Consider the following 18,602-nt stretch of genomic DNA (forward strand, 5'->3'; position numbering starts at 1 on the left):
CGAGCGCCGGTGCGGGGTGTTTGATCGGGATTGCGGTTTTGCGGTAAGGTGTTCAGTAGTTTTCTGTCGCCGCTTTGTTGCCCGTGGCGGTGGAATGTTCATCCGCTGCCGTCGTGTTGTGACCGTGAGCGTCTTCATGCGCACCGGCACGACCCGCACTACCCGCGTGCCCAGTGCGCAACAACAAGCCACCTAGAATTCCCGCCACCGCCGCAAAAATCGCCCCAAACAAAAACGCGACGTGATACCCGCTATTCAGTGCGGCCACGGCATCTCCAGACGACGCCTGCACCGCCTCGCTCCGCGCCGCGGCAAGACTCGCCAACACCGCAAGCCCAAGCGCGCCACCCATCATGAACGACGTATTGACAATACCCGACGCGAGCCCGGAATCGCCAGGATCGACGTCGCTCATGGCGGCGAGCAGCATCGGATTAAACGCAATACCCGCGCCGAAACCGAGCAGAATCATCCCCGGCATGACATCGAGCACAAAACTGCCGCCAACCGGCGCGCGAGCGAATAACGCAAGACCGCAAGCCGCAACTAGCAGCCCCACGGCCAGCGGAACGCGCAGCCCAAAGCGCATTACCACCCGCGCCGACAGCCCGAGTGAGAAGAACCCCATGATCAGATTGGCGGGTAGGAACGCAAGTCCGACCTGCAGCGGCCGATAGCCGAGCACACGCTGCAAATACAGCGCAGAGATAAAGAACCAGGCAAACATCGCCGCCGCCCACAGCACGCCGACCACATTCGCCGTCGCCACATTGCGCAAGCGGAACAGAGCCAGCGGCATCAACGGATGCTGCACGCGCGACTCAATCACTAGGAACACGGCCAGCAGTGCCAGCGCCGCAAACAGCAAACCAAGCGTCTGCGCCGAAGTCCAACCGGCCTCATTTCCATTCACCACCGCATACACGGCCAGCATCAGCGAAACGGTGACGGACACCGCGCCGGACACATCGAGCCGCTCGCCGTGCGCATGACCGCGCGCGGACGGCAACAGCGCGACACAGAGCGCGTACACCGCAATACCAATGGGCAGATTGACGAGAAAGATCCAATGCCAGCTCAGCAGATTAGTGAGCAGCCCGCCGAGCAACACGCCGATACTGCCGCCGCCCGCACACACAAACCCATACACGCCCATGGCTTTCGCGCGCTCGCCGGATTCGGTGAACAGATTCATGATGAGCGACAGCGAAACCGCCGAGACGATGGCGCCCGCTACACCTTGAACCGCACGCGCACACACCAGCAGCCCTTGTGAGTTCGAAATCCCGCAAGCAAGCGACGCCAGCGTAAACAATGTGATGCCGATCAGAAACAGCTTGCGATGCCCATACAGATCGCCGAGCCGCCCACCCAGCAGCAGGCAACCGCCAAATGTCAGCATATACGCATTCACCACCCACACGAGCGACGTCTCGGTGAATCCAAGATCCGCAGCGATGGACGGCAGCGCGACGTTCACGATCGTCGTATCGAGCACGATCATGAGCACGCCGAGGCACAGCACGATCAGTGCGAGCCAGCGCTTGTTGCCGTGGATGGAATGGGTCATGCAGGCGACTCCTTAGGCATGGTCGATTGGATGCCGAACATGCCGCGGCTGAAACAGATGCCGCGCCAAAAAATTGCCGGCGCAGTCCAGACCAACCGTTTGGCAACTCGTTGACGACAATGGGATTTGTCAGTCTAGCACCCGCGAATTTCGACCCACAACTACGAGTTCCAGGTCGGCGCGAACCTCAATCGCCGCCGAGCAATTCGTACTTGCCGCCACGCTCTAGCGCGCGCTGATACGCCGGCCTCGCATGAATACGCTTCAGGAAATCGGCCACCGCCGGAATCTGGCCTTCCATGCCGCCGCGCGCCGTGCCGGCTTCGAGCGGGAAACTCATCTGCACGTCCGCCGCAGTGAAGTCGTTGCCGACGAACCAGCCGGTCTTGCTCAACTCCTGATTGATATAACCGAGGTGCAGCTTCAATTGCGGATCGATGAAACTCGATTGCAGCGTGCCGGCGATCTTGCGCGCAATCGGCTTCGCGAAAAACGGCATCGGCGCGCTGGCAATGCGCAGCGCCACGAGCTTGAGCAGCAGCGGCGGCATCGCCGAACCTTCAGCATAGTGCAACCAGTACGTATAGCGCAGCCGCTCCGGCGTACGCGGTGCCGGCGCAAAACGTCCCTGCCCGTATCTGCCGATCAGATACTCGATGATCGCGCCCGACTCGGCGATCGTCTGGCCGTCGTCGGTAATCACGGGCGACTTGCCGAGCGGATGCACCGCGCGCAACTCGGGCGGCGCGAGCATCGTCTTCGGATCGCGCTGGTAACGCTTGATTTCGTAAGGAACGCCGAGTTCTTCGAGCAGCCACAGCACACGCTGCGAGCGGGAGTTGTTCAGATGATGGACGATCAGCATGGGTCGAGTGACGGTGGCCAGTAGAGTGTCACATCATAAGGACGTTGCGCAGAGGCGGGCCTCTAGTCGCACCTCACACGCGTGATTTGCTGCCCATTAACTCATTCGACGGAAGCGTTTCGTCGAGCAGCTTACGCGCACTTTCGATGCCGGCCACCGGCAGTCCCTCGGGGTTCAGCAAGCCCACCTGCACCAGCACGGAAGCCTGATCCCAATAGATGTGCTCGTTATAGAGCTTGTCGCCTCGGAAACAAACGACCGCGAGCATGGGCACTTCGAAATACTTACCGGTCGGCGCAACGCCGGGCAGCAACCAGTCGATTTCGCAGCTATGCGTGCAGCTAAAAATGAATTCGTCGACGATGCGATCCGCGCCGATGGTGCGCGAAATCGGAATCAGCTTCGTATCGACGGGATTCGAGTTGACGAAGTGATGCGTATAGAAACGCTTCAGATTGTCGTGGCCGACTCCACCAGTCATGGTCGGAACGTGATTGACGTAGGGTTGCGCGACCATGGTCGGCATGACGGCATCCACGTCGCGCGTGGCGAACTCGTAGTAGCAATGCGCTTCCCACAGCGCGTTGAGATCGTAGACCGGGCCGAGCACCTTGCGCAGTAGCGCGAGCGTGCGCGAATACGCCATCATCGCAGCGGGCTTGTCGTATTGCGGGCGCGACGGCGCGGCGAACGCATGATCGCAACCCGGGTACACGTATTGCTCAATTTGCGGCCGCGTGCGCAAGGCGGAGCTGATCCGTTCGCGGGTTTCCGCCGGACAGTGCGAGTCGTTTTCGGGGAAGTGGAACACCATCGGGCAACGAATTGCCGGTACTTCATCCAGATATGCTTCGAGGCCGACGCCGTAGTAGCTGACCGCGCAGTCGACATCGGTTCGCGCGGCGCTCACGAACGCGAGCTTGCCGCCGAGGCAGTAGCCCACGGTGCCGACTTTGCCGGCCTGTTCGGGCATGGCGCGCAATGCGGCGAGCGTGGCCGCGATATCGTCGATGGCCAGATCCGTGTCGAACTGGCCGAGATAGTCGAGCGCCTGTTTCATGTCGGCTTCGCCATAACCGAGCACGATGCCCGGTTTGATCCGCCAGAACAGATCGGGCACCAGCACCACATACCCTTCTTCGGCAAAGCGATCGGCCAACGCCTTCATCGTGTCGTTGATGCCGAAAATTTCCTGCAGGAGCACGAGTCCCGGACCCGACCCTTGCGCGGGGCGCGCAACGTAGGCATTGAAACGGCCGCCATCCTGGGCGACGACTTCGATGAAAGAGGCGGCCATGCGGTGTGTCTCCATGCAGATAGTTTGGGCTATGCCATGGTACGCAACTCGAAACGTTTGAGCTTGCCGGTTTCGGTGCGCGGCAATGAATCGACAAAAACGATGACGCGTGGATATTTATACGGTGCCACGCTATTTTTCACGAATTCCTGCAGTCGCGCGACAAGTTTGTCGTCGCGCTCGTAACCGGGATTCACCACGACGAATGCCTTGACGATCTGCCCGCGGGTTTCGTCCGGCACGCCGATCACGCCGCATTCGGACACCGCGTCGTGTTGCAACAGGACGCTCTCCACTTCGGGCCCGGAGATGTTGTAACCGGCGGAGACGATCATGTCGTCGGCGCGCGCCTGATAGAACACGTAGCCGTCTTCGTCGAGATAGACGGAATCGCCTGGCAAGTTCCAGCCGTCGCGCACGAACTTCTTTTGCCGCTCGTCGGCGAGATAGCGGCAGCCGGTCGGGCCGCGCACCGCCAGTTTGCCGATCGTGCCCGGCGCGACCGGTTGCATGTCGTCGTCCACCGCCTGCACGGCGTAACCCGGCACCGCGCGGCCGATGGCGTTCGGGCGAATCTCGTCGCCCTGCGCCGAAATGAAAATGTGGATCAACTCGGTGCCGCCAATACCGTCGATCATGTCGATGCCGGTCGCGTCGCGCCATAAACGCCGCGTCGAATCCGGCAACGCCTCGCCCGCCGACACGGTTTTCTTCAACGAAGAGAGGTCGTGGTGTGCAACCAGTGGCGCCATTTGCCGATAGAAGGTCGGCGCGGTGAACATGACGGTCGCATGAAAACGCTCGACAGTCTGCAGCAAAGTCTCGGGCGTGAGCTTCTCGATCAGCACGGTGGACGCGCCCACTCGCAATGGAAAACACAGCAAGCCGCCAAGCCCGAACGTAAATGCGAGCGGTGGCGTGCCGCAAAAGATATCGCTCGACGTAGGTTTGAGCACGTGCCGCGGAAACAGATCGCACATGGCCACGACATCCCGATGAAAGTGCATGCAGCCTTTCGGTGCGCCGGTCGTGCCGCTGGTGAAGGCGATCAGGCAGACGTCGTCGGCGGCGGTGTCGCACGCGGTGAAGTGGTCGGGCTTGTTGATCGCGAGCGTGTCGAGGGAATCAGGGGCGTCGTCGTGGAAGAGGCGGGTTTGCTTCAGGCCCGCGCAATAAAACTCGTCTTCCGGATCGTTGCAGCGCGCGAGTTCGGCGGTCAGGCGCGCGTCGCACAACGCCGCGCCAACTTGCGCTTTCTCGATGATCTGCTTCAGTTCCTTGGCTCGCAGGAGCGGCATGGTCGGCACCACGACGAGCCCAACCTTCAGCGCGGCGAGTGCGGTCACGGCCATATGCAGCGTGTTCGGGCCGCGCAGTAAAACGCGGTTGCCTGGCTGCAGTCCCATTTCGTCGACCAGCACGTGCGCACTGCGATTCACGAGCGCCAGCAACTCGCCGTAAGTGGTAGCGCGCGGTGTCCCGTCGACATCGGACCAGATCGCTGGATCATCACGGTGGCCCGCATCGATGGTTCTGTCGAGCAACTCCGTCGCGCAGTTCAAGCGCGCCGGGTACGCGACGTCCGGGTTGTCGAGCAGAAAGACAGGCCATTGATCCTGCGGCGGAAGATTGTCGCGCGCGAAGGTATCGACGTGTGCTGACGGTTCCATCATGGTCTCCCGGGCGTTGAGCCGGCTAGATGCGCTTCGGTTAGCTTGGTGGCTTTTTTGAATGTGCCGCGCTACTGCGGAATCACGGCGGTGCCTTCAATTTCAACTTTCGCTTCGTCTTCGATCAGCGCGACGACTTGAACCGCGCTCATCGCGATGTCGTAGTCGCCGATCAACTCGCGAAACGCACGGCCGATGTCTTTCAACGACGCGAGATACTCGCGTTTGTCGGTGACGTACCACGTCAATCGCACCAGATGCCCAGGCTTGCCGCCCGCTTCATGCAACACGGCGAGCACGTTCTTTAGCGCCTGAATGGCTTGCGCGGCGAAGTCCGTCGTGTGGAAGCGCGCCTGGTCGTCCCAGCCGATCTGACCGGCAATGAATACCTGCGTGCCCGTTGCCGCGACGCCGTTAGCGTAACCACGCGGCTTGACCCAGCCGGCGGGGAGAAGAGCTTTTTTCATGAGCGATGCGTCTCAGTGGAGTCCGGCTGTGGGGCAAACGTCGCGAGCGCGCTCGCGATGTCGGCGGGAATGTCGATGGAGGTGCCGCGCTCGAGCGACGTCGTGACGAGCACCTGTTTCGCGCGAAACCGGGTTTCGCCGTTGCAATGTCCGACGATATCGATGCTGATCGAGCGTCGGCCGATTGCCGCAACGCTAAGCGTCAGCGTGATCGTTTCGGCCATCTGGCTCGGCCGCGAAAACTCGCAATCGAGTTTGACGATCGGCAAGCCGACACGGCGTTGCGAGATCATGTGTGCATAGTCGATATTCAGGCCTTCGTTGAACCAGTCTTCGACCAGCGCGTTGGTCATCACGAGATATTGCGGAAAGAACACGATGCCCGCCGGATCGCAGTGCGAGAAGCGGATGCGTACGGGCCGTTCGAAAGACGCGCTCATTGGGCGTTGTCTCCGGCAGTCGCGGCAGCGTGCGCTTTCAACAGATCGCGTCCGATAATCAGTTGCTGCACTTCGGTCGCGCCTTCGTAAATGCGCAGCGCGCGAATCTCGCGATACAGCATCTCGACAGCCATGCCGCTTTGCACGCCCATGCCGCCGAAGAGTTGCACGGCGGCGTCGATCACCTGTTGCGCGCCTTCGCTCGCGTGCCACTTTGCCATCGCGGCTTCGCGCGTGACGCTTTCGCCTTGATCGCGCAGCCACGCGGCGCGATAGACCAGCAACGCGCTGCTGTCGATGATCAACGCCATTTGCGCGAGTTTGGCTTGCGTCAGTTGAAAATCGCCGAGCGTCTGCCCGAACATCTTGCGCGATGCGGCGCGCGAGATACCTTCGGCCATCGCGTGACGCGCGAAGCCGAGCGATGCGGCCGCCACGGACGTGCGGAAAATATCCAGCGTGCGCATGGCGAGCTTGAAACCTTCGCCGGGCGCGCCGAGCATCTGGCTGCGTGGTACGCGCGCGCCGGCAAAGTGCAAACGCGCGAGCGGATGCGGCGCGATCACGTCGATGCGTTCAGCGATCTCCAGTCCCGGTGTATCCGCATCGACAATGAATGCGCTGATGCCGCGTGCGCCCGGCGCTTCGCCGGTTCTTGCGAACACCACGTAGAAATCGGCGATGCCGCCGTTGGAGATCCACGTCTTGTCGCCGTCGAGCACATAGGCGTCGCCGTCCTCGCGGGCGGAGAGCGCCATGGCGGCGACATCGGAGCCGGCTTCGGGTTCGGATAGCGCAAACGCTGCGAGCGCCGTGCCGTTAGCGACACGCGGCAGATAGCGGGTCTTCTGTTCGTGCGTGCCGCCGAGCGAAATGGCGCCCGAACCGAGTCCCTGCATCGCTAAAGCGAAGTCCGCGAGCCCGGAATGCTTGGCAAGCGTTTCGCGCAGCAGGCAAACGGCGCGCGTGTCGATCGTGTCGCCGTGGCCGCCGTACGCGACGCCGCCCACGCCATATTTCAGCCAGCCCGCGGCGCCGAGTTCACGCACAAGATGACGGCAGGTTGCATCGACATCCTTGTGGTCTTCGTGCTTCAGCTTCTCGCGACACCATGCTTCGATACCTGCGGCCAGTTCGCGATGACGCGGCTCGAAGAACGGCCACGCCAGCGCGCTATGCAGATCCTGTTCGGTGTTGGCGCTCAACTCAATCTCCTTCGAACACGGGACGCGACTTCGCGGCAAACGCGCTGTAGGCGCGCTCGAAATCGCGTGTGCTCATGCAGATGGCCTGGGCTTGCGCCTCCGACTCGATCGCTTCGTCGATACTCATGCTCCATTCCTGGTGCAGCATCTTCTTGGTGATGCCGTGCGCGAAAGTCGGGCCGGCGACGAGATCGGCGGCGAGCTTGTGCGCTTCTTCAAGCAGCGCTGCCGGTTCGCATAGCCGGTTGTAGAAGCCCCATGCGTGGCCTTCTTCGCCGCTTGCCGAGCGTCCGGTGAAGAGCAGTTCGGCGGCGCGCCCCTGGCCGATGATGCGCGGCAAAATCGCACAAGCGCCCATATCGCAACCGGCGAGACCGACGCGCGAGAACAGGAAAGCGAGCTTGCTGCGCGCGGTGCCGAGCCGCATGTCGGACGACATGGCGAGAATCGCGCCGGCGCCGGCGCAGACGCCGTCGACCGCGGCAATCACCGGCTGCGGGCAATGGCGCATGGCTTTCACCAGATCGCCGGTCATGCGCGTGAAGAGCAGCAGTTCCGGCATCGGCAGATCGATTAGCGGCGCGATGATGTCGTGCACGTCGCCGCCGGAGCAGAAGTTGTCGCCCGCGCCGTGTATTACGACTGCTTTGACGTCGGTCGCATAGGACAATTGCCGGAACAGATCGCGCAACTCCGCGTACGACTCGAAGGTCAGCGGGTTCTTGCGCTCAGGGCGGTTCAGCGTGATCGTCGCGACCTTGTCGGCGACCGACCAGCCGAAATGCCGCGCTTCGTAGCCGGCCAGCGTGAGGCGATTGCCGGCCAGCAGGGCGTCGGCGTTGGATCGTGTCATGAGTCTCTCTCCGCGGTTCGATGCCGATCAGTCTTTGAGACTGTCGAGCAGATGTTGCTTGAGTTTGCCGAGGCGCTGATGAGTGCGCGATTTTTCATCGAGGCTCAAACCGCCGAACAGTTCGACCACCCATTGCTCGTGTGCGATCGCCATCTTGTCGAACGTTTTGCGTCCGGCCGGCGTCAGGCACACGCTGATCGAGCGTCGGTCGTTCGGATCGTTGTCGCGCGACACCAGGCCTTCTTTTTCGAGCTGATCCGTAATGCCGGTGATGTTGCCGCCCGTCACCATCAAACGGCGCGACAGTTCGGTCATCTTCAGGCCTTCAGGATGACGCTCCAGCTGCGCCATCAGATCGAAACGCGGCAACGTCGTGTCGAATTCGTTGCGCAGACGTTTGCGCAGTTCGGCTTGCACGAGGTTGGTCGTCGTCAGCATGCGCAGCCACAGACGCAGGCCCATGTGGCTATCCGCGCCCGTGCTCATTTCGAGGTCCACGACGTTCTCCGCGGGTTTGGGGACGCCCTTGCGCGGCGGTTTCGTTTCAGCCGCCGCCGCGGGCTTCTTGATGTTCGAAGACTTGGTCACATCACTTCTCCACCAGAGATGGAAATGGATTGCCCCGTGACGGCGTCCGAGCCGGGTTGGCAGAGCCAGAGCACCGCGTTGGCGACCTGTTCCGGACTCACGAAGCGATGTTGCGGATTCGAGCGAAGCAAGGTTTCGCGCGCCTGCTGTTCGGTGCGCGAGGTCTTGCTGGTGATCTGTTCAAGCGATGCGTGCAGCAGTTCGGTTTCGGTGTAGCCCGGGCAAACGGCGTTGACGGTGACGCCTTTCGTCGCGACTTCCAATGCGAGCGATCGCGTGAGACCGATCACGCCATGTTTCGCGGCGCAATAGGCGGCGACGTACGCGTAGCCGATTTGCCCCGCCGTGCTGGCCACATTGACGATGCGTCCATGGCCGCGTTCGAGCATGCCGGGTAACGCCGCGCGCGCGCCGAGAAAGACGCCGGTGAGGTTCACGTCCAGCATGCGCTGCCAGAGCGCCATGTCGGTATGCGTGAACGGCGCGGCTTGCGCCTGGCCCGCGTTGTTGATGAGGATGTCGATTGCGCCGGCCTCGGTAAATGCACTCGCGACGGAGTCTTCCTGCGTGACGTCGACGCTGATGCAAGCCACGTCGCCCAGTGCCCGGCATTTCTCGCGCTGCACGTCGAGCCGTTCCGCGTTGCGGCCCATCAACGTGACACGGGCGCCGGCGCGTAGCAGAGCTTCCGCGACGGCGGCCCCGATGCCGCTGCCGCCGCCGGTGACGACTGCGTGCTGTCCCGCGAGTGTCGAATTGAGTCTGTTCACACAGTTCCTTTGGCGCGTTGTGCGCGTTCTTGCGGCGACAGCCCCGCGTTCGCGGCGGCTTGAGCGCGCTCGCGTTCGAGGTTGCGTTCGAGTTGAGACTTTGCCGCGATGTAGGGCTTCGGCCACATCACGTCGAAATAGCCAATCTTGGCCGCTTCGTTCAATGTCCACGAAGGATTCGCCAGATGCGGGCGCGCAATCGCGCACAGATCCGCGCGGCCCGCAGCGATGATGCTATTCACGTGATCCGCTTCGGAGATCGCGCCGACCGCGATCGTGGCGATGCCTGCTTCGTTGCGCACGCGGTCGGCGAAGGGTGTCTGGAACATGCGGCCGAATACCGGTTTTTCTTCTTTGCTGACCTGGCCCGACGACACGTCGATCATATCGGCGCCGGCTGCTTTGAATGCTTGGGCGATCTTGACTGCGTCGTCGGGTGTCGTGCCGCCTTCGACCCAATCGTTCGCGGAGATGCGCACGGAAATCGGCTTGTCTTGTGGCCAGACCGCGCGGATCGCCTTGAAAACCTGCAACGGATAGCGCAGACGATTTTCCAGCGAGCCGCCGTATTCATCCGTGCGATGATTGGTGAGGGGCGACAGAAAGCTCGACAGGAAATAGCCGTGCGCGCAATGCAATTCGAGCCAGTCGAAACCTGCTTCGGCCGACATTTGCGTGGCGCGGACGAACTGCGCTTCGATTTCGCGTAACTCGTCTTGTGTGGCTTCGCGCGAATGCTGGCTGATGCCACGCAGATATTGTTGCGGTGACGCTGAGAGGAGCGGCCAGTTGCCTTCCGCGAGCGGCTGATCGATGCCTTCCCACGAGACGCGTGTCGAGCCTTTTGCGCCGGAATGGCCGAGCTGAATGCCGATCTTCGCATCCGACTGACGATGCACCAGGTCGACGATGCGCTTCCATGCAGTGAGATGCTCCGGCGCATACATGCCGGGACACGCGGGCGTGATGCGCGCTTCGGGCGAGACGCAGGTCATTTCGGTCATGACCAGCCCTGCGCCGCCCATGGCGCGCGCGCCGAGATGCATCAGGTGATAGTCGCCCGCAATGCCGTCGACGGCGGAGTATTGCGCCATCGGCGACACTACTACGCGGTTTTTCAGCGTGACGCTTCGCAGCGTGAAGGGTGTGAACATGGGCGGCACGGAGTGCTTCTCGGGCGCGCGATTTATGCCGGAGCGCTGGGCGAGCCAGTCTTCGAAACCGGACAGATACTGCGCGTCGCGTTCACGCAGATTTTCGTGCGAGATGCGCTGCGAGCGCGTGAGCAGCGAATACGCGAACTGTTCCGGCTCGAACGACGTATAGCGGTCGACATGCTCGAACCATTCCGTCGAATTACGCGCCGCGTTCTGAATGCGCAATACGTCGATGCTGCGCACGTCGGTGTAATGCTTCAGCGCGGCTGCAAGGTCACCCGGATGCGCGCCCATGCTGTTGGCGAGTTCGATCGAATCTTCGAGCGCGAGCTTGGTGCCCGAGCCGATCGAGAAGTGAGCGGTATGCGCGGCGTCGCCCATGAGGACGATCGGCGTCTGCGTACCGTCGGCGTTATTGCGCCAGTGCACCCATTCGTCGTTGACGACACGCGGAAAACGAATCCATTGCGACGAGCCGCGCAAATGCGCCGCGTTCGACAACAAAGCGTTGCCATCCAGATACTTCGCGAACAGCTTTTCGCAGAAGGCGATGCTGTCTTCCTTGCTCATTTCGTCGAGACCGGCGGCGCGCCATACGCGCTCCGGCGTCTCGACGATAAACGTGGAGGTCTGATCGTCGAACCGATAAGCGTGCGCCTGGAACCAGCCGAATTCGGTTTCTTCGAAAGCGAAGGTGAAGGCGTCGAAGAGTTTTTTAGTGCCGAGCCAGACGAAGCGGCAATCGCGCATGTCGATGTCGGGCCGATAGGTGGCCGCGTACTTTTGACGGACCGCGCTGTTCGCGCCGTCGCAGGCGATGATCAGGTCGGCTTCGTAGACGCTGTCGTCCGTGACCTGGGTTTCGAAAACCAGCTTGACGCCGAGTTCTTCGCAGCGCGCCTGCAGGATGTTCAGCAGACGCTTGCGGCCGATGCCGCAGAAGCCGTGACCCGACGAACGGATTTGCCGGCCGCGAAAATTGATCTCGATGTCGTCCCAGTGGTTGAAGGCGTCGAGGATGGCGTCGGCACTGGGGGCGTCGGCGGCGCGCAGATTGCCGAGCGTCTGGTCGGAGAACACGACCCCCCAGCCGAAGGTGTCGTACGGACGGTTGCGCTCGACGACCGTGACATCGTAGGCCGGGTTCCGGCTTTTCATCAAGAGCCCGAAATACAGGCCGGCCGGACCGCCACCGATGCAAACGATGCGCATGCTTGTTCCCCATGTGTGAACGCTGCTGATGGGGGTAATTTAGGCTTCGATAGTTTAGATGTCAAGTAAATGTGGGTGTGCGAGGTTGGTGGGCGCGGCCGTATTGATCGGAGGAAATGTAGTCGGTCGATCGAAAAAAATATAGACGGTAGGGAGGATCTGACGGTCAGCAAGTCAGATTAACCGCTCCGGCTGCGCGCTACGACTGCTGGGCTAGCTGTCCGCTTCGGCTGACTTGAGAGTTCAAGCGGTTTCGTAGCTCTTCGGCCACGCGGATGAACAAGCATGTGGGCGAATCGATAGGCGTGACCTCGCCCAGAGTGAAACGCGCGCATCACGTCTCTTCTGCAGTTTGGGAGGGCTCTCGCCCAATTCTCTTGTCGCCAGCCGTTTTCCATCTTTGAACCTATGACGCATGTACCTCGCGTCCCAGGGTGTCACTCCGCCCGGTTTTGTCGCGTCCTCGGTTTCGCGCATGTGTGGTCCGCCGCCCACTGCGCCCGCCGACGCATTTTGATCGAATCGATCAATTTGTTGCCCTCCACACCTCCCATTCATTTTTGAAATGCCCGAGTCAATCAAAACATCGGGTTTGCCCACATGTTTTTGAGCGATTCGATTACCTAGAATGCGCAGAACGGTCACTTCGGCGCGCCATCAACGGACTAAAAGTCACCCAACACCGCTTTGTGACCGAATCGGTCAAAAAATCTAAAATTGGAGACAAATCGATGAAACGGTCTTTCGCGCTACTTGGCATCCTCGGCGTCACAGCGACTGCGCATGCACAAAGCAACGTAACGCTCTACGGTTTGATAGACACCTCGCTGGTCTACACGAACAACCAGAAAGGCGGTACGAACTATCAGATGTCAAGCGGCGTCGAGTCGGGAAGCCGCTGGGGCATGAAAGGCGCGGAAGACCTGGGCGGCGGCTTGAAAGCTATTTTCCAGCTTGAGAACGGTTTTAGCAGCACGGTAGGCACGCTTGGGCAGAACGGCCGCATGTTCGGACGCGCAGCGTTCGTCGGAATCACTTCCCAGACCTTTGGAAGTTTCACGGCCGGCCGGCAAAACGAGCCGTCTGCCGATTTCGTGGGACCGCTCGTTGCATCGAATCAGTGGGCGGGAGGTATCGGTGCGCATCCAGGCGACACAGATAATCTCTACGTCAACTCCCGGATGAGCAACAGCATCAAATATCTCAGTCAGGATTTTGGTGGGTTCCGCGTCGGCGGCCTGTTCAGCCTGGGCGGTACCGCAGGCAACTTCAGCAATAACCGTATCTGGAGTGTCGCCGCTGGCTACAACCGTGGACCACTCGCTCTTGGCGCTTCCTACATCAAAACTGCTCAACCGAACACGGCTCTGTGGGACGGCACGGCGGGCGCCGCAGCCATTTCTCCGAACAACACGCCGATCTACTCGGGATATGCGTCAGCGCGCACGTTGAGCGTCGCTTCCGTCGCAGCGAACTACACACTCGGGCCCGCGAAGTTTGGCCTGGCGTATTCAAACACAAACTTCAGCGACCTTGGTTCGGCAGCCGCGTCCGCGCCCATTGCGAAGTACAAGGGTGCAACAGTTGTGTTCGACAACTATGAAGCGAACTTCAACTATCAGGTAACGCCAGCTCTGCTGCTTGGCGTAGCCTACGACTACACCCATACGCGCGGCGCCGGCAACGCGCACTACGACCAAGGGAACATCGGAGGCGACTATTTCCTGTCGAAGCGCACCGACGTCTATCTGACCGTGGCCTACCAGAAAGCGAGCGGTGTCGACTCTACGGGCAAGCAGGCTGTCGCTGCACTGTGGCCGGTCACGGCATCGAGCAATTCGCACCAGATTGTTGGGGCGCTAGGCTTGCGCCACAGGTTCTAATCGAAACGACTGCGCAGCTTGCGTGGCCGGTGATATGCGGGTAGCAAACGCTGCCCGAAGCAGAGTGGAGATTTCGAGCATGTCAGTCACTTTCAAGGGAATCGTTCCCGCCCTCATCACTCCGATGACCCCGGCTGAAGAGGTCGACGAAGCCGGTCTGCGTACGCTCATCGAACGTCTGATTGGCGCAGGCGTGCATGCCCTTTTTGTTCTAGGCACAAACGGCGAGTTCATCGGGCTGTCCGAAGCGGAAAAGCTTCGCATCGCCACCATTGCTGTCGACCAGGCGCGCGGCCGCGTTCCCGTTATCGCAGGGACGGGTGCTTACGCGACGCGCGACGTCATCGAACTGAACGCGAAGATGCAGGACACAGGTATCGATGCCGTGTCCGTCATCACGCCGTATTTCAACGGCGCGACGCAGCAGGAACTGTTCGCACATTATGAGCGCATCGCACGGGGCACATCGCTGCCTGTGATGCTTTACACGATTCCAGCCAAGGCGGGGATCACGCTGAACGTCGACACAGTGCGCCGGCTCTCGGAGATTCCGAATATCCGCGGCATCAAGGACAGTGGCGGCGACTTCGACCGCCTGCTGCAACTGATTAACCTGCGCCGCGCCGACTTCGCCGTATTTACCGGCACCGATTCGATGATTCTCTGGACGCTGATTGCCGGCGGCGACGGTGCAGTAGCGGCGACGACAAACGCTGTCCCGAGCGTCGTGATGTCTATCTGGAACAGCTTTCAAGCAGGCGATATTGAATCCGCGCGTCGGGCGCAGGAATCGCTGCGCGCGCTGCGCGATGCATTCGCGCTCGGTACGATGCCCGTCGTTCTGAAAACTGCCGCGATGATGCTCGGCATGCCCGCGGGTCCTGCACGCTCCCCGGCGCAGCCACTGGACGATGCGGCACGCGAGCGGCTCACGAAAGCCATCGCGATTTATCCACGCATTGATTGAGCGCCAGACTGAATTGACTGACCAATTCACAGATTCACAGACATAGAGAGCTGAGATGAACACCACTTACCACTTCCAGGGCGTCAAGCACATCGTGCATGGGCCGAACAGCCTGGACCAGTTGCCGGAAAAGCTTGCCCTGCTCGACCGTCCGGTCCGCCGCATTGCATTCATCACGCAGCCGGTCATGGAGGAAAACGGCGTGGTGGGTCGTGTCGTTGCAGCCCTGAAGGCTAAAGACATCGAAGCGCTGATTGTCCGGGACGTGCAACCGGAGCCGACCATCGAAAATGTCGAGTCGGTCTATCGCGACCAGATTGAGCCGTTTGCGCCCGACGCCGTGCTCTCCATTGGCGGGGGCAGCGTGCTCGACGCCGCAAAGCTTTTCGCTGTCCGGCTTACTAACCAGCAACCGTTGCGAGAATGGCTGGGCATTGACCTTATTCCGGCACCGGGCGTTCCACTCGTTCTGGTGCCGACGACGGCGGGTACGGGTTCAGAAGTCACCCCGAACGCCATCGTTACGCTCCCCGACGAAGAGTTGAAGGTTGGCATCGTAAGTCGCCACCTGCTGCCGCAACTCATCATCCTGGACGCGACCCTGACACTCAACCTGCCGAAGTCGATTACGGCGGCGACAGGTATGGATGCTTTTATCCACTCGCTCGAGTCGTACATCTCGACCAAGGCAAATCCCATCAGCGACATGTTCGCGATGGAATCAATGCGGCTGATTGGTGCAAACCTCGTTGAAGCTTACGAGAACGGACAGTCGCTCAAGGCCCGCGAAGCGATGCTGCTCGGCTCGATGTATGGCGGCCTGGCCCTGACGGCAGCGGGTACTGCCGCCGTGCATGCCCTGGCCTATCCGCTCGGTGGCATGTTCAACATCACGCACGGAGTCGCGAATTCCATGCTGTTGCCACATGTCATGGCCTTCAACCTGGATGCAATTGTCGACCGCCTTGCCAATGTCGCACGCGCCCTCGATATTGCCCAGCACGACGACAGCGACGAGTCGGCTGCGGACAAGTTGCTCGCACGCATTCACGAATGGACGGCGGCCATCGCCATCCCTCAGGACCTGCGCATCTTCGGCGTATCGGTAGATCATCTCGACGCGCTCGCTGTTGCAGCTTCCAAGGTAAAGCGCTTGCTCGGCAACAATCCCAAGCCTTTGAGTCTCGACGACATCAAGGCGATTTACAGCCGTCTTCTGCCATGAACGCCTCCAACCGCGGCGACGCGCGGCTTCTTATCATCGGTGACGACCTGTCAGGCACCGCTGACTGCGCCGTCACCTGCACCCATCATGGACTTCGCAGCGTCGTCACGCTTGGCACCGGGGCAGCCAACGCAGCGGGTGACGTGGATGTGATGGCCGTCGATACCGACACGCGTCGGCACGCCCCTGCAGAAGCCATGCTGGCGAACGTAGAGGCATGGCGTGTCTTCGCGGCGGGACGTCGCGTCTACAAGAAGATTGACTCGACGTTGCGCGGAAACGTCGCGGCCGAAGTCGCCGCCCTCGTGCCCGTTGCGGGAATGGCCATAGTTGCGCCGGCGTTTCCTCAAGCCGGGCGGACGACGCGCAACGGACAACAGCTCATTTTCGGCGTACGGGTTGAAGCATCGGAGGTCTGGAAGAACGAACACATCACAGGTACCGCCAACCTGTGCGCGATGCTGACACAGGCAGGTCTGCGCGTCGCTCATGTGACATTGGAAACGGTGCGCGCTGGCGCGGCCACGCTGCTTCCGAAACTCGTCGACTGCCAGCGAGAGCAGTTCCAGGCTGTGGTTTGCGATAGCGAAACGGACGATGACCTCGCCGCGCTGGCCGCTGCGTCGGCCACTCTGAGCGGCGTGTTCTGGGTTGGCTCCGCCGGGCTCGCATCGCCGCTAGTCAAGGTACTGGCTGAATCCGCCTCACAGCCCTCCATCGCTCGGACCGCAACGGACTGTCCCTCGATGAAAGAACTGTCGATTCATGGTGGTGTCCTCGCCGTCGTCGGGAGCATGTCCAGTGTCTCGCATCAACAGGTCGCGACACTGCGGTCGAATGCTCATGACGCTGTCGATTTTTTTGGAGCCAACGCGCAATCATTGCTCAACCCGGTCAGTTCTACGGCGCTTGCGCTCGCGGCTGGCGTGACTGAGACACTGAGAAATGGGCGTCACGCAGTCGTCGCGCTTAACCAGTCTGAACGCATTCCCGTCAGCGACAGTGCGTTGCTCGCGCGACGTCTCGCAGAAGTACTCGCGCCCGCGGCAGAACATGCGGGTGGCCTGATTGCAACGGGAGGCGAGACGGCCCGCGCGCTGCTTTCGACGATGGGCATTGCCTCACTCCAGGTCGTTGAAGAAATTGAACGTGGTGTGCCGTTGCTTACCGCCATACACGGCGGCCGTACTTTGCCAGTCGTAACCAAGGCGGGCGGCTTTGGCCAGCCCGAAACACTGTATCGCGCGTGGCAACGACTTGTCGCCATGCAGCCAGCGGACGCGCAAGCGCCGCGTCAACCGAGCGAAGAGGAAGCTATGACTTATCGTCCCGTTATTGGCATCACCATGGGCGATGCCGCCGGTGTTGGCCCCGAAATCATCATGAAAAGCCTTGCGCACGCCTCGGTCTACGACCAGTGCCGGCCGGTTGTCATTGGCGACGCGGCGCGTTTGCGCGATGCGGGCCGCAGAGCCGGTGTCAGTCTCGAAGTTCGCACCATCGGCAAGCCTGCGGACGGAGAGTTTCGTCAGGGTGTAGTCGATTGCATCGACCTCAAGCTGATTCCCGAAGACCTGCCCTATGGAAAGCTTTCCGCTATTGCAGGAGATGCTGCGTATCAGTACATCGCCCGCACAGTGGAGTTGACGACCGCGGGTGAACTCGACGCCATCTGCACCGCGCCGCTCAACAAGGAAGCATTGCACGCCGGCGGCCATATCTTCCCGGGCCACACCGAAATGCTTGCGCATCTGACGGGCATCGAAGAGGTGTCGATGATGCTGGTAGCGCCCAACCTGCGCGTGATTCACGTCACCACCCACATCGGTATTATCGACGCGATTCGCAAGATTGAACCGGGACTCGTTCAGCGCACCATCGAACGTGCCCATGACACACTGGTTCGTGCCGGCATCGCCAATCCATGCATCGGCGTCTGCGGAATCAACCCGCACGCCGGCGAGAACGGACTCTTCGGTTATGGGGAAGAGGAAGAAAAAATTGTTCCCGCCGTCAAGCTTCTGCAGGAGCGGGGTTGGGATGTCGAAGGTCCCCTGCCGGCGGACACGCTGTTCTTCCGCGCAGGCCGAGGCGACTTCGACGTGGTGGTCGCGATGTATCACGACCAGGGTCACGGTCCCGTGAAGGTCATGGGTCTTGAAGCCGGAGTGAACGTTACCGTCGGCTTGCCCGTTATCCGTACTTCAGTAGACCACGGTACGGCCTTCGACATCGCGGGCAAAGGCATCGCTGACGAACGCAGCATGCTCGAGGCGTTCCGGCAGGCACTGGAGCTCGCGACGCGCCGCAACGAGCACTCGCCCGCTACCAACGCCGTTTAAGCATTCGGGCTGGCAGCAACAAACTGAGTAAAGAGCGATACCGGCAGGTACATGCCGGGTGGCTCGACGCACCTTAATGCAGCTCGACGCG

General features: G+C 61.2%; 15 protein-coding genes. 4 read left to right on the forward strand and 11 right to left on the reverse strand.

Annotated features, from left to right (window positions below; genetic code table 11):
• Nucleotides 1-52: 52 nt before the first annotated feature.
• From B0G75_RS01405 to B0G75_RS01455, 11 genes are all read right to left on the reverse strand, one after another.
• Nucleotides 53-1,570: a DHA2 family efflux MFS transporter permease subunit gene (locus B0G75_RS01405; RefSeq protein WP_106299936.1), complete on the reverse strand. Its 1,518-nt coding sequence runs from the start codon at nt 1,568-1,570 to the stop codon at nt 53-55.
• A 187-nt stretch (nt 1,571-1,757) separates the two neighbouring features.
• Nucleotides 1,758-2,435 (reverse strand): glutathione S-transferase, encoded by a 678-nt coding sequence (locus B0G75_RS01410; protein ID WP_106299938.1) that lies wholly within the window; start codon nt 2,433-2,435, stop codon nt 1,758-1,760.
• Nucleotides 2,436-2,508: 73 nt separating this feature from the next.
• Complete coding sequence (locus B0G75_RS01415; RefSeq protein ID WP_106299940.1) at nt 2,509-3,732, reverse strand: dienelactone hydrolase family protein; 1,224 nt, start codon at nt 3,730-3,732, stop codon at nt 2,509-2,511.
• Between the two features lie 29 nt (nt 3,733-3,761).
• On the reverse strand, nt 3,762-5,402 hold the full coding sequence (locus B0G75_RS01420; RefSeq protein ID WP_106299942.1) for an AMP-binding protein: 1,641 nt from the start codon (nt 5,400-5,402) through the stop codon (nt 3,762-3,764).
• A gap of 71 nt (nt 5,403-5,473) precedes the next feature.
• Complete coding sequence (locus tag B0G75_RS01425) at nt 5,474-5,869, reverse strand: RidA family protein (protein ID WP_106299944.1); 396 nt, start codon at nt 5,867-5,869, stop codon at nt 5,474-5,476.
• Nucleotides 5,866-6,309, reverse strand: coding sequence for a thioesterase family protein (locus B0G75_RS01430; RefSeq protein WP_106299946.1), 444 nt, complete (start codon nt 6,307-6,309; stop codon nt 5,866-5,868). Before B0G75_RS01430 ends, B0G75_RS01425 begins: the two co-directional genes overlap by 4 nt.
• Entirely contained in the window at nt 6,306-7,514 is a 1,209-nt protein-coding gene (locus B0G75_RS01435) for an acyl-CoA dehydrogenase family protein (RefSeq protein ID WP_106299948.1), read from the reverse strand. Before B0G75_RS01435 ends, B0G75_RS01430 begins: the two co-directional genes overlap by 4 nt.
• Before the next feature lies 1 nt (nt 7,515).
• Nucleotides 7,516-8,367, reverse strand: coding sequence for an enoyl-CoA hydratase family protein (locus B0G75_RS01440; RefSeq protein WP_106299950.1), 852 nt, complete (start codon nt 8,365-8,367; stop codon nt 7,516-7,518).
• Nucleotides 8,368-8,394: 27 nt separating this feature from the next.
• The gene (locus tag B0G75_RS01445) at nt 8,395-8,955 is read right to left on the reverse strand and encodes a MarR family winged helix-turn-helix transcriptional regulator (protein WP_106299952.1); all 561 of its coding nucleotides are present in this window, start codon (nt 8,953-8,955) and stop codon (nt 8,395-8,397) included.
• On the reverse strand, nt 8,952-9,725 hold the full coding sequence (locus tag B0G75_RS01450) for an SDR family NAD(P)-dependent oxidoreductase (protein WP_106299954.1): 774 nt from the start codon (nt 9,723-9,725) through the stop codon (nt 8,952-8,954). Before B0G75_RS01450 ends, B0G75_RS01445 begins: the two co-directional genes overlap by 4 nt.
• A complete protein-coding gene (locus tag B0G75_RS01455) occupies nt 9,722-12,094 on the reverse strand; it encodes a bifunctional salicylyl-CoA 5-hydroxylase/oxidoreductase (RefSeq protein WP_106299956.1) in 2,373 nt (790 codons plus the stop codon). The genes B0G75_RS01450 and B0G75_RS01455 overlap by 4 nt, the downstream gene beginning before the upstream one ends.
• Before the next feature lie 731 nt (nt 12,095-12,825).
• Here B0G75_RS01455 and B0G75_RS01460 point away from each other — a divergent pair.
• The 4 genes from B0G75_RS01460 to pdxA all read left to right on the forward strand — a co-directional run bounded on the left by B0G75_RS01460 (nt 12,826) and on the right by pdxA (nt 18,511).
• Entirely contained in the window at nt 12,826-13,977 is a 1,152-nt protein-coding gene (locus B0G75_RS01460) for a porin (RefSeq protein ID WP_106299958.1), read from the forward strand.
• A gap of 79 nt (nt 13,978-14,056) precedes the next feature.
• Nucleotides 14,057-14,944, forward strand: a complete 888-nt coding sequence (gene dapA, locus B0G75_RS01465) for a 4-hydroxy-tetrahydrodipicolinate synthase (RefSeq protein WP_106299960.1) — start codon at nt 14,057-14,059, stop codon at nt 14,942-14,944.
• 55 nt (nt 14,945-14,999) lie between these two features.
• A complete protein-coding gene (locus B0G75_RS01470) occupies nt 15,000-16,169 on the forward strand; it encodes an iron-containing alcohol dehydrogenase (RefSeq protein WP_106299962.1) in 1,170 nt (389 codons plus the stop codon).
• Complete coding sequence (pdxA, locus tag B0G75_RS01475; RefSeq protein WP_106299964.1) at nt 16,166-18,511, forward strand: 4-hydroxythreonine-4-phosphate dehydrogenase PdxA; 2,346 nt, start codon at nt 16,166-16,168, stop codon at nt 18,509-18,511. The genes B0G75_RS01470 and pdxA overlap by 4 nt, the downstream gene beginning before the upstream one ends.
• The last annotated feature ends 91 nt before the right edge of the window (nt 18,512-18,602 follow it).

Origin of the sequence: Paraburkholderia sp. BL18I3N2, from assembly GCF_003001875.1 — a bacterium.
Lineage (GTDB): Bacteria > Pseudomonadota > Gammaproteobacteria > Burkholderiales > Burkholderiaceae > Paraburkholderia > Paraburkholderia phytofirmans.

What these genes read in the sequence shown, in the direction of transcription:
- B0G75_RS01415 (WP_106299940.1), bottom strand. Translation starts at nt 3,732, where the DNA reads ATGGCCGCCTCTTTCATCGAAGTCGTCGCCCAGGATGGCGGCCGTTTC.
- B0G75_RS01420 (WP_106299942.1), bottom strand. Translation starts at nt 5,402, where the DNA reads ATGGAACCGTCAGCACACGTCGATACCTTCGCGCGCGACAATCTTCCG.
- B0G75_RS01455 (WP_106299956.1), bottom strand. Translation starts at nt 12,094, where the DNA reads ATGCGCATCGTTTGCATCGGTGGCGGTCCGGCCGGCCTGTATTTCGGG.
- B0G75_RS01470 (WP_106299962.1), top strand. Translation starts at nt 15,000, where the DNA reads ATGAACACCACTTACCACTTCCAGGGCGTCAAGCACATCGTGCATGGG.
- B0G75_RS01425 (WP_106299944.1), bottom strand. Translation starts at nt 5,869, where the DNA reads ATGAAAAAAGCTCTTCTCCCCGCCGGCTGGGTCAAGCCGCGTGGTTAC.
- dapA (WP_106299960.1), top strand. Translation starts at nt 14,057, where the DNA reads ATGTCAGTCACTTTCAAGGGAATCGTTCCCGCCCTCATCACTCCGATG.
- B0G75_RS01460 (WP_106299958.1), top strand. Translation starts at nt 12,826, where the DNA reads ATGAAACGGTCTTTCGCGCTACTTGGCATCCTCGGCGTCACAGCGACT.
- B0G75_RS01410 (WP_106299938.1), bottom strand. Translation starts at nt 2,435, where the DNA reads ATGCTGATCGTCCATCATCTGAACAACTCCCGCTCGCAGCGTGTGCTG.
- B0G75_RS01430 (WP_106299946.1), bottom strand. Translation starts at nt 6,309, where the DNA reads ATGAGCGCGTCTTTCGAACGGCCCGTACGCATCCGCTTCTCGCACTGC.
- B0G75_RS01405 (WP_106299936.1), bottom strand. Translation starts at nt 1,570, where the DNA reads ATGACCCATTCCATCCACGGCAACAAGCGCTGGCTCGCACTGATCGTG.
- pdxA (WP_106299964.1), top strand. Translation starts at nt 16,166, where the DNA reads ATGAACGCCTCCAACCGCGGCGACGCGCGGCTTCTTATCATCGGTGAC.
- B0G75_RS01440 (WP_106299950.1), bottom strand. Translation starts at nt 8,367, where the DNA reads ATGACACGATCCAACGCCGACGCCCTGCTGGCCGGCAATCGCCTCACG.